At 43.5% G+C, this 11,080-nt stretch carries 12 protein-coding genes; 3 read left to right on the forward strand and 9 right to left on the reverse strand.

What is annotated here, in order from left to right:
• The first annotated feature begins 236 nt into the window (after window positions 1–236).
• Window positions 237–2,435, forward strand: a complete 2,199-nt coding sequence (locus tag AC060N_RS14085) for a DUF5916 domain-containing protein (RefSeq protein WP_479524379.1) — start codon at window positions 237–239, stop codon at window positions 2,433–2,435.
• A gap of 141 nt (window positions 2,436–2,576) precedes the next feature.
• On the opposite strand, the gene AC060N_RS14090 is transcribed toward AC060N_RS14085, so the two are convergent.
• From AC060N_RS14090 to AC060N_RS14100, 3 genes are all read right to left on the reverse strand, one after another.
• Window positions 2,577–2,975, reverse strand: a complete 399-nt coding sequence (locus AC060N_RS14090) for a cupin domain-containing protein (protein ID WP_479524380.1) — start codon at window positions 2,973–2,975, stop codon at window positions 2,577–2,579.
• A 25-nt stretch (window positions 2,976–3,000) separates the two neighbouring features.
• Window positions 3,001–3,759: a carboxymuconolactone decarboxylase family protein gene (locus AC060N_RS14095; RefSeq protein ID WP_479524381.1), complete on the reverse strand. Its 759-nt coding sequence runs from the start codon at window positions 3,757–3,759 to the stop codon at window positions 3,001–3,003.
• A gap of 161 nt (window positions 3,760–3,920) precedes the next feature.
• Window positions 3,921–4,883, reverse strand: a complete 963-nt coding sequence (locus tag AC060N_RS14100) for a DMT family transporter (RefSeq protein ID WP_479524382.1) — start codon at window positions 4,881–4,883, stop codon at window positions 3,921–3,923.
• Between the two features lie 370 nt (window positions 4,884–5,253).
• Between AC060N_RS14100 and AC060N_RS14105 the strand changes: the two genes are divergently transcribed.
• Window positions 5,254–5,751 (forward strand): cyclophilin-like fold protein, encoded by a 498-nt coding sequence (locus AC060N_RS14105; RefSeq protein ID WP_479524383.1) that lies wholly within the window; start codon window positions 5,254–5,256, stop codon window positions 5,749–5,751.
• A gap of 226 nt (window positions 5,752–5,977) precedes the next feature.
• Window positions 5,978–6,874 (forward strand): helix-turn-helix domain-containing protein, encoded by an 897-nt coding sequence (locus tag AC060N_RS14110; RefSeq protein ID WP_479524384.1) that lies wholly within the window; start codon window positions 5,978–5,980, stop codon window positions 6,872–6,874.
• On the opposite strand, the gene AC060N_RS14115 is transcribed toward AC060N_RS14110, so the two are convergent.
• From AC060N_RS14115 to AC060N_RS14140, 6 genes are all read right to left on the reverse strand, one after another.
• Window positions 6,871–7,605: a carboxymuconolactone decarboxylase family protein gene (locus tag AC060N_RS14115; RefSeq protein ID WP_479524385.1), complete on the reverse strand. Its 735-nt coding sequence runs from the start codon at window positions 7,603–7,605 to the stop codon at window positions 6,871–6,873. The genes AC060N_RS14110 and AC060N_RS14115 overlap by 4 nt on opposite strands.
• Before the next feature lie 193 nt (window positions 7,606–7,798).
• Window positions 7,799–8,458 (reverse strand): SDR family oxidoreductase, encoded by a 660-nt coding sequence (locus AC060N_RS14120; protein WP_463236409.1) that lies wholly within the window; start codon window positions 8,456–8,458, stop codon window positions 7,799–7,801.
• Between the two features lie 182 nt (window positions 8,459–8,640).
• The gene (locus AC060N_RS14125; protein ID WP_463236411.1) at window positions 8,641–8,868 is read right to left on the reverse strand and encodes a hypothetical protein; all 228 of its coding nucleotides are present in this window, start codon (window positions 8,866–8,868) and stop codon (window positions 8,641–8,643) included.
• A gap of 44 nt (window positions 8,869–8,912) precedes the next feature.
• Window positions 8,913–9,593 carry a hypothetical protein gene (locus AC060N_RS14130; protein WP_463236413.1) on the reverse strand — a complete coding sequence of 227 codons (681 nt, stop codon included), beginning with the start codon at window positions 9,591–9,593 and terminating at the stop codon, window positions 8,913–8,915.
• Window positions 9,594–9,620: 27 nt separating this feature from the next.
• Window positions 9,621–10,226, reverse strand: a complete 606-nt coding sequence (locus AC060N_RS14135; RefSeq protein ID WP_106542213.1) for an FMN-dependent NADH-azoreductase — start codon at window positions 10,224–10,226, stop codon at window positions 9,621–9,623.
• A 252-nt stretch (window positions 10,227–10,478) separates the two neighbouring features.
• Window positions 10,479–11,042 (reverse strand): Crp/Fnr family transcriptional regulator, encoded by a 564-nt coding sequence (locus AC060N_RS14140; protein ID WP_463236415.1) that lies wholly within the window; start codon window positions 11,040–11,042, stop codon window positions 10,479–10,481.
• Window positions 11,043–11,080: the final 38 nt, after the last annotated feature.

Genomic DNA, 11,080 nt, shown 5'->3' on the forward strand with positions numbered 1-11,080 from the left:
TTTTCGTAACTTATGGTTTGAATTTCATAAGTTAAAAGAAGCCCTGTCATCTATATTTACATGACTGTCAGTTGATAATTATGAACGAACCTAACTAACCAACATAACATCAACGGCAATTGCGCAGGGATATAATGACCAACCAACCTGCCTAAATTACTACACGATGCTATGCTCCGTTGACGCTGCATGTGAGTGAGAACAGGAATACGACTAAACTAACAAACCAAAGACTCATGATCAAAACGATTAGCTTCCTCGCATTCTTTCTTTTCGCTATTTCCGTCTGGGGACAAAATTTAACCCGGAATATTACGGCAAAGTACATCACCGGTTCAATTCAGGTGGACGGCGTTATGAAAGAGCCGATATGGCAAACCGCTACTCCATCCGACAACTTCTGGGAGTTTTTCCCTACCGATTCCATCCGGGCCAAAAATAAAACAGAATTCAGGATACTGTACAACGATCACACCTTGTATGTCGGCATTCGGGCCGAAGTGCAGGGTAATCACTATGTCGTGTCGAGTCTCAGGCGCGACTTTGGTGGTGCCACCAATGACAATATAACGCTGATGTTCGACACCTTTCGGGATGGAACCAACGCTTTCATGTTTGGGGTTACTCCATACGGCGTAAAACGCGATGTGTTTGTTTCCGGCGGCGGTTCGGGTGAAAATAGCCTGAATACAGCCTGGGATGTGAAATGGTTGGCCGAAAGCAAAATGTATGATGACCATTTTGTGATAGAAATAGCGATCCCTTTCAGCTCATTAAAATTCAGAGAAGGCGACACCAGCTGGCGACTGCAGTGCTACCGGTGGGATATACAAACGAACGAACAAAGTGCATGGGGCCGGGTTCCGCAAAGCCAGTTACTGTCAAGCCTCGCCTTTTCGGGCAACCTGAATTTTGAGAAACCACTGGGCAAATCACACACCCCAATTGCTGTTATTCCATATGTAAATGCCCAGGCCGACAAAGATTATGACACAGGCGACGCCAACAGCAAACTCAAGATAGGAGGAGACGCCAAGTTTGCCATTGGAAACAGCATGAACCTGGATGTGACGGTGAACCCCGATTTCTCGAATGTCGAAGTGGACGATATTTTCACCAACCTGACCCGGTTTGAGGTTCTCCTGCCGGAAAAACGTCAGTTCTTTATTGATAACAATGACCTGTTTGGAAGTTACGGAGACGTGTACAATCAGGCCAACCCATTTTTCTCAAGAAGAATTGGCTTAGCCAGGGACAAAAACGGAAACCTGATTGAAAACCGCATTCTCGGTGGAGTACGTTTAAGTGGAAAATTAAACGAAGACTGGCGTCTTGGATTTTTGAATATTCAAACGGCTGAGGATGTTAAAAATGCGATTCCTTCGAATAACAACATGATGTTTACGCTGCAAAAGAAGATGTTTTCCCGCTCGAGCCTCGGCGTGTTTCTGCTCAACCGGCAAACATTTAAGGATTATGATTTTGTACCTGACTCTCAAAAATACAACCGGGTGATTGGTATTGATTATAATTTGGCTTCTGCAGACAACGAATGGACTGGTAAATTTTACCTGCACAAATCTTTTCAGCCCAATGACACAAAAGGGAATTTTTCGGCGCAAGCCACAACGACCTACCTGAAAAGAAACTTGCGATGGATTATTGACATGATGTACGTTGGTGAAGATTTTCATTCGGACCTCGGATACATCCAACGCACCGGAATATTCAGATGGGGAAACAACCTTAAATTGATGTTCTACCCCAGAAACGGAAGCGTCAGCCAGCACGGACCGGGTGGAGAAATCCTGCACTACTGGAAGCCCAATATGGATTTTCGGCAGTCTGACCACCGGTATCAATTGTATTATGAGATGAACTTCACTAATCAGGCTGTATTGAATGCCAATGTTGCCAATCATTATGCTTATCTGCCTTTCGATTTCGATCCGACCCGGTCGGGAGGTGTTCCTTTGCCCAAAGATCACGGTTACACCTATAACCAATATGAGGTTTCGTACCGATCGAACCCCGCCAAATTGTTTTCATTTAGTGCAGAATCTTCCGGAGGACAATTCTTTAACGGGCAAAGCTTTATGGCAAGTACCGATCTTATATACCGTGTTCAGCCCTGGGCTGTGCTAAGTCTAAATACGCGGTACGATGCTATTCGCCTGCCGGCCCCTTATTCCGATGCCGACTACTGGCTGCTTACACCCAAAGTGGATATCTCATTCAGTAAATCAGTATTCTGGGCTACCCTGATACAATACAGCAACCAGCGCGATAATCTCGGTATCAACTCGCGGCTGCAATGGCGCTTTGCTCCGCTGTCGGACCTCTACATCGTATACAACGACAACTACTTTGTCAACAACTTCGGCCCCCGGTTCCGTTCCATCAACCTGAAACTGACCTATTGGTTGAATATTTAATCGTGCAATCATCTTGTTTCAACTCAAAAGGCATATCTCAAAAGAAGACTTCTGGTTATTTGCCCATAAAAAAAGAGGCCGTCCCTAAAAGGATGGCCTCTTATATGTTCTCAACAGGAAAACAACTGTATTCTCTCTCTATCAGTCCAACTTGCTGTATTCTTCATGCGTCACCGGACCGCGCCATTCGGTTGTTGCACCCTCAGCGGGCACCGACAAAGCGATATGGGCAAACCAGCTGTCTTTTGTGGCACCATGCCAGTGATTCACTCCGGCAGGAATATTAACCACATCACCGGGCTTCAGCAACTGAGCCGGCTTTCCTTCTTCCTGGTACCAACCTGTTCCGGCGGTACAAAAAAGAATTTGTCCTCCTTTATGATGGATATGCCAATTATTGCGGCATCCCGGCTCAAAAGTCACATTAAACGACGGAACACCTTCTAATGTCAACGGAGCCAGATAACTTTGTCCGATAAAGTATTGGGCAAAAGCATCGTTCTTCTCTCCTAACGGGAATATTTGCTTAAAATCACTCATTTTTAAATCTTTTGTATGCTAATGATTATTTGTTTTCCGGTACGACTTCGTTAATGGAGCTCAGTGCATTCAATGTTCTGGGAAAACCCATATAAGGTAAACATTGTGTAACCGCCTCCAATAGAGTATTTTTGTCATTTCCGACATTCAGGTTTCCATACACATGCGATTTCACCTGGCTTTCGCAGCCTCCCAGGGCACTGAGAATGCACAAGGTCAGTAATTCACGGGTTTTCAAATCCAAACCTCCGCGTGTATAGATGTCGCCGAAACAAAATGCCGATAAGTAGTTCTGAATATGTTTCTGATTCTCCGGTGCATTTTGGTGCATCTGGTCGATTACATCGCCAAATATGCTTTTCTGCACTTTCAGTCCTTTATCGAAACGGGTTTCTTCAGTTACCTGCTTTTGGCTTTCGACAGGAACTGAAATGTTAGCTGCTTTGAAAACTTCGTTCACCTGCTGAATGGCATTCAGGGTTTTAGGGAAACCTAAATAGGGTGTACATTGATAAACAGCTTCTTTAATCTCAACAGGCGAAACACCAATGTTCAACGCAGCAAAAACATGAGCCTTTAGTTGCTCCAACGTTTGGTTCGTCGTGAGCACAACAATCGTGATTAGTTCGCGAACCCTGTCGGTCAGTTCTCCATGATAGAAAACCTCACCAAAAATGAAGCGATTGAGCATCTCCTGCAGGTCAGGATCAGTTTCAGCCAGCGGCCCTGTGTGTTTGCCAAACAGTTCTTCAAATTTCTCTTTACTTAATTTTACTCGGTCCATATCGTATATTTTTTGTCAGAATTGCTTCATCAATCCTTCCGGAAATTCTCACATACAAATATCACAATACCCCCGACGATAAAATTACCTCAATAACTGATAGTGTTACCCTTATTACGGAATGTTATAAGAAAGCTTGCCCGGAAAATGAATAGCTGCATCTACCGCTTTCGTAACTTATTCGCTGAAAATACCCAACTCAGGGCTATTCGTCTCTGTTCTGTTGTTTTCCGAGCAGCTGGTTTCGTCACCAAATAAACCCCTGTTAGTACCAGGCCAGCCGCCAACGGCATTTCCCAGGTTAGCGAATCCTGTCCTATAGCAATGGCCACCACTGAGGCTACAATCGGCTGCAAATTCATAAAAATACTAACGGTACTCGCCTCCAACCGTCTTAACGCGTAAGGCATAAAGAAAAATGCCAGCGTAGTCGAAAACAACAGTGCAAAGGCCAATAACGCAATAGCCGTTCCTGTGGTATCTGCCGAGTAAATCTTTTGATTTGGCAATGCAGAAAAACTGAACGGTAACACCATCAATGCGGAAAACAGGAACATCCACTTGGCTACGGTTACAGGCGCATATTTTTGCGAGATTTTCCGGGTTATCGTCAGGTATCCGGCATAAAACAGCACACAAATAATGGTAAACAGAATACCCAGCGCATTATTCGTTCCATGCTGTCCGTGTGCACTTCCTAACAAGATAATCAAAGCGGCACCGGAAATACTTATCAGAATTCCGAAAATCTTTCGGTTGGGAATGCCTTCTCCCAAAAACAAGGCTGAAAGAAGAAGTACAACCACTGGCGTCATCGCTATGAGCAATGAAAAAATAACCGGCGTGGTAAATTCAAGGGCTTGTGAAAATAAAAACTGTGTACCCAGAAAGCCCATTAATCCGCCAACAAAAACAATGAGCAAATCCTTTCCTTCAACTTTCTCGCGTTTCAGAAACGAACCAATTGCCCAAAATATGATGGCTCCAAATATCATCCGGGTCATGGTATACCCCATAGGGGTCATCCAATGCGCAACCAGTGACTTTGTCACCGGTATATTCAACCCGAAAATGACGTTGGCTGAAAAAATGGCCATGAGCCCTTGCTGTCTTTCCTTTATCATATCCTCTCTCCTTCTCCTAACCTAAAAACAGGAATTGCAATTCAGTTGCAACATAAAAACTTTCCGAAACAATCATACTATTGAATAAGATCTTTAACGCTTTTCGTTCCTTTCACCTGATTTTCTCATCTCATTTTAACAGGCACAAAAACCTCCGTACAAAAGTCCACAGAAAATAGCATGGAAGCTTACCCAAATCACGGAGAGACTTACCATTATTACGGAATATAACTCCGAGTTGTAACAAACTAGAAAATAGTTGCTTAAATTTGTCTTAGACTATTAAAAGGATACGAAATGCGATGGTTGGAATATTTCATATCATCGTCATATTTAAGTAATCGAACAACAACCGGTAAACCGAAACAAAATGAAAAGGAATGTATTTTTTTTATGCCTGGCATTCATGTCCTTATTGGCAGCAGCCTGTTCTGCGGAGGACAAGGAATCTGAGCTCCTCAATGCGGAGGAAGAACCTACAGATACAACAGAAAATAAAGTAAAAGCAGATAGTATGATTATTAAAATTGGAGACCGGATTCTTACGGCAACGCTTGCTAATAACTCTTCCGTAGATGCTCTGGTAGAAGCACTTTCAAAAGCACCGATAACGGTCGATATGCGAGACTACGGCAACATGGAAAAGGTCGGTTCACTTGGTAGAAGTTTTCCGAGAAACGATGAACAGATTACAACCGAACCCGGAGATATCATCTTATACCAGGGGAACGCTTTGGTCATTTATTATGCTACCAATTCGTGGAGTTTCACAAGACTTGGGAAAATTGCCAACATGACCCGGGAAGAGCTGAAAGCGGTACTGGGGGGCGGTGATGTGACCGTTACATTATCTCTGCCTCAGGAGTAGACTCCACATAAGACGTTAGCCATATGTGGTAGTTACTATTATCGCCACAGCAAACAGAAAAGATGCTTTCGTGTGAAGTATGCGTGAATAATCCCGATGAGATTCAGGTTGCTTTGTTACCTCAATCATCGATTCTCTTACCCAAATTACGGAATCTGATTTCCAACAATAACAACCTATGGGATGTTAGTTAAATTTGTAATAGCAATTACATTAAGAATGAGTTATGAGCAAAGTTACCAGGATAAATTCAGTGACCGAATACAACAATTTGGTGGGGCAGGAAACCTTACATCCGTTGGTCAGCGTGATTGATTTTTCAAAAACAGAGCCGTTTCACTATTTCAGGGGACAGATGGACGTATATGCCATCTTTCTAAAAGATATTAAATGTGGTAATATCACCTACGGGATTAAAAACTACGACTATGAAGAAGGAACCTTGATATTCATTGCTCCCGGACAGGTTTATGGTGTAGAAGGAACCGGTGAAAAACAACAGGCATCTGGTACCGCGATCATTTTTCATCCCGATCTGATTCACGGAACTTCCCTGGGAAAGCACATCGACGACTATACGTTCTTCTCCTACGAGGTAAATGAAGCACTGCACCTGTCAAACAGGGAGCGGGAAATCATCAATGATTGTATTAGTAAGATCAATTACGAACTAGAGCACGCCATTGATTCACACAGCAAAACGCTCATTGTTTCGTATCTGGAACTTTTCCTCAACTACAGCAAACGCTTTTACGAGCGCCAGTTTATCACCCGCAGCCACGTCAATAAAGACATATTGGTTCGTTTTGAGGCTGTCCTGAAAGATTACTTCTCTTCGGAACAACCTTTAGAGGCGGGATTGCCTTCAGTTCGCTATTGCGCCGATAAACTGTTTATCTCTCCCAATTATTTGGGTGATCTGCTGAAAAAAGAAACCGGCAAATCGGCCCAGGAACACATTCAGCTTAAATTGATTGATGTGGCTAAAGAAAAGATTTTCGATTCGGAAAAATCCATCAGTGAGATTGCCTACGAACTGGGATTCAAACATCCACAGCATTTTACCCGGATGTTTAAAAAGCAGGTGGGCATGTCGCCCAATGAATACAGGAACATGAATTAATTGCTCCGCGCTTTTATCCGTTGCAGAAGGTTACGACCACTTTCTGCTTGGCTTTTCCCAACGGTGTTTTCAATGACGGAGAATAAATCATCCAATTGATTTTCGGTTACACCTACATTCATTCCCATACCAATATGCGCCCCCAGCTGAGGTTCGACACCCTGCATGGAAGCCAATGCGGCGATGGTGACTAACTCCCGTTGGTGATAGCTGAGGACATCGCTCGCGAAGATGTCGGCAAATAGATGTTCCTTTAGAAACCTGTCAATGCGGGGAGAAAATTCGCCGAAGCCGGAAGCTGGCTTGCTCTGTAGCCTGCCAGTCAATACTTCCAGAACTTTCCGGCCCTGCTCATATTTGTCAGCCACATCATCGTTGAACTTGATTTCCTTGCCTTGCTCGTCATGAATGCCCCTCTCCTTTCTTTCCTTCTCAACTGCCATGAACGTTACAATACCGTTCAAACTTCTGGGAAAACCACAATAGGCATAGAGTTGCACCAGCGCTTCATTGATTTCATTTATCGTCAATCCGGCATCAAGCCCCTCATTTAGCGCCTTTTTCAATCCGTCAAGTTTTCCCTGCGCCGTATAACTGGATATACTAACCAGACTTTTTTCTTTTTGACTTAGACCGGCGTCTCCAACAGGCTCACTGTTGGCATCCCAACTAATCAATAAAACCAAAATGACGATTAGCGTGGAAAGGAATGGTTTGGTATGTATCTTCATGGTTCATGGTGTTAAGTTAGTTGTCTGTAAGTTAACAAAAGTAGACTACTTTTCAGGGAAGAATGTAGGGGTTGACAGAAATATAACAAATGGAATCGCGAGGTGGGAAGTTTTTCAACAAAAAAAAGAGAGAAGAGGGAAATCTTCCCTGCAACTCTCTTCTCCAAAAACCCATTTATTTAAGACCAAAAGTTTATGAACAGACTTTCTTCACCGCTTCTGCAATATTGTCTTCTCCACGGCTCATCTCGATGATTTTTCCATAGGTAGCTTTATCTTCGAGAATTGTCAGAATAGTTTCGGCCACAGCCGCCCGCGGAATTTCACGCTCCAACAGACCGGGCTCTTTGAGCATTTTCACTTTTCCCACTTTCTCGTCATCGGTTAATCGTACGGGGCGTAAAATGGTAAAATCAAGATCACTTTGCGAAAGCTCTTTGTCGGCGTAATGTTTGGCGATGTAGTAAGGTTTGATGCTCGATTGCCCCCAATACGACCGTTCATCCGCATGCGCGGCACTTACCATGATGAAACGCTTCACCTGATGCTTGCTGGCGCCGTGAACAGCTTTTATCGCTCCGTCGAGGTCGATTTCCAGCGTTTTATCGTAACCGGTTTTGCCGCCCGAACCCGCTGTAAAAACAACCGCATCGAAATCTTTTATCACATTCCCAATCACCTCTTCGGATTGCTCTAGGCTCTCAACAATTGCCGGAACTCCGATTTCGTCGAAATACGCGCGTTGCTCTTCTTTTCTGATAAAGGCTGTCGGCTCATATTTCTCAGAGGCACTTAACTTCTTAGAAAGGATTCTACCGATTTTTCCGTTGGCTCCAACCACTAAAACTTTCATATGATTTTGTCTTTTATGTGTTACTGTTCTTTATAAGGAGAACAGGTTACATCGCGAATATGTTTCTCGCTTTTTCTATACACAAACCATGAAAGTATAATCAGTTAAATACTCATTCGAGTCATGACCGATACACCTCGCAGCTACGCTGATACTGCATCAACTGACCGTTCGTAAACGCTTTACTTTGTATTCGCCAGCTTGAGCTTTCTGCTTCTTTTTTGCTGTACCCAATAGCCCATAATACCCATAAAGCCGCCCATGAAACCGCTAATGGCACCACTAATGCCATTTCCGAAGGCATTTTCGGTGGCTGTCTCGGGGAGCGACGAAATAAAGTACACCATTACAAAACTCATGATAAAACCCATAATTCCACCGATGAATCCTTGTTTTAGGAAGTTCTTCATACATATCCCGTTTTAAGTAGGTTGGAAAATCTGCTCAACCCATGTTATTGCAAAACCGTACTGATAAAAATTCCGAACTGGTGATTCGATATTTTCATCGGGCCGTAGCCATACCAGTCGTTGTCCAGCGCCAATCCAAAGGAAAACGTCTTGTAGCTAACACCCAGACGGCTGTACAGGAAGCTGCGATCATGCTCGCCAATCTCTGTATTCTGGCTGTACAGACCTTGCACATGAGTATACAATGACCAGGCACCTTTAATCGTCGGACGATATTCAGCGATAGCCAATGATTCAAAGTTTTTCGTTTCGGTCAGCTGAAAACCGGAGTTAACAACACCCATAAAATTTCTGCTGTGATAGGCATACTGGGCACCGGCATAGGGTCTAAATCCCCATTGCGAATTAAACTCCGCACCGGAAAGGATGCTCACATTCTTAAACAAATCGTATTTCAGGAAAGCCAGGTTGATCGATTCCCGCAGAAATTCAGCGTTATCATAATCGGCTTTCAGGAATGACAATCCGAAGAATCCAAACTTACTGTTGGGTGTCAACTTCTTGTCGACAATAACCTGCGAGGTCCAACCTTTCGTTCCAAGGAAAATTTCCACCGGGATAGGTGCCGAATGAGGTGCATTCGCTACCGGCTCCTGGGCCTTTACTCCCTGAGCAATAAAAGCTGCAACAAACAGCAGCACGATTCCAAAAACTTTCGTTCTCATTTTCTTTATTTTATCAATCATTCGATGCTAAAATGCTAACGCTGCTTCTTCAGCTTTTTGAATAGCACCTTCCATCAGTTTGTCCGTATCTTCTGTAATTACATCAAGGCGATCGGTAGCAATCGTCTCAAAATCGGTAATCCCCATAAATCCGAAGATATTACGCAGGTACCTGTCGGCCATTTCAAGTGTTTCCATCGACTCCGACGAGTAATCGCCTCCCCGTGTGATAATATTAACTGCCTTTTTATTGTGACATAAACCAACCGGTCCCTTTTCGGTATAGGTAAAGGTGATACCGCCAACAGCCACGTAATCGATATAGGCTTTTAAGATAGCCGGAAGTCCCAGGTTCCAGATAGGTTCGGCAATGACATACTTATCGGCTTCTGCAAATTCGTAGGCAAATTTCAGAATCGGGTGATTCCGGTCATTTTGCTGAACGGCTTCGCGTAATTCATTGATTTTTCCTTTCGGCAAGAATCCTAAACCCGCTTCATACAAATCGAGTTCTACCACTTCGTCTGCGGGATATTTCTCTTTATACGCTTTAATGAAACTATCGGAAATCCGGAAAGTTCTTGACTCTCCATCTGCTTTTGCATTCGCTTTTATATACAATAACTTGCTCATTTTAATCTCTTTTAAATCCATTCTTTACTGACATTCAGCAAGCCATAAAGCTTGTATCGTCTTCTCTGTTTTTCAGACCCTTTGGGGAAATCCGGAGCATAGCAATTCCATGTAAAGCCTGCTATGTTTTCAAGCTCCATTACCAATTAACCTTACCAGGGTCTCTCTACTTCAAGCGATATCGTTTTTGAGAAGATGGTGATGCAAATGTATCGTGTGGGTAGCGGAATTCTTTTTACAAATGTTAAAAAGTTACTTCTTCGATCGAATCCGGCTGAGTGTCACCTGGGATATGCCCAGATAACCCGCTGTATCACCAAGACTAATGCGCTGTTGAAGATGACCAAACTCTTTCAGAAATTTGGCATAGCGCTCGGTGGCATCCAGGTAGAGTAGATTCTTTAATTTTGAAATGGCCGTGTAAGCGACCATGGATATAAACTTCCGGGCGAAGCTTTCAAATGAGTGGTATTTCTGGCAGAGATCCTCAAAATCATCATATTTCAAATAACAAATTGTCGTCTCCTCCAGGGCCATGGTCGAATATTCAGCGGGTAAATCATTAAAAAAGCTGTCGGTGGCGATGAAGAAATTATTTTCATCGAAAAAGCGCAAAACATACTGGTTGTCATGATGATAATAGAAGTGCTTCACCAACCCGGATTTCACAAAAAACAAGTGTTTGCAAACTTTTCCCTGGGTATGGATTAACGCTCCCTTCGGATAAGTTTTCGTCTGAAAACGTTGCAACAGCTCTTCTGCTGCTTCCTCCGACAACGGCGAAATCTGATTGACGCTTCTTAAATATTCACTCATGCCTGTTTCCTTTCACACCAAAAATAACAAACAATCTG

Source organism: Prolixibacter sp. DSM 2831 (genome assembly GCF_056493735.1).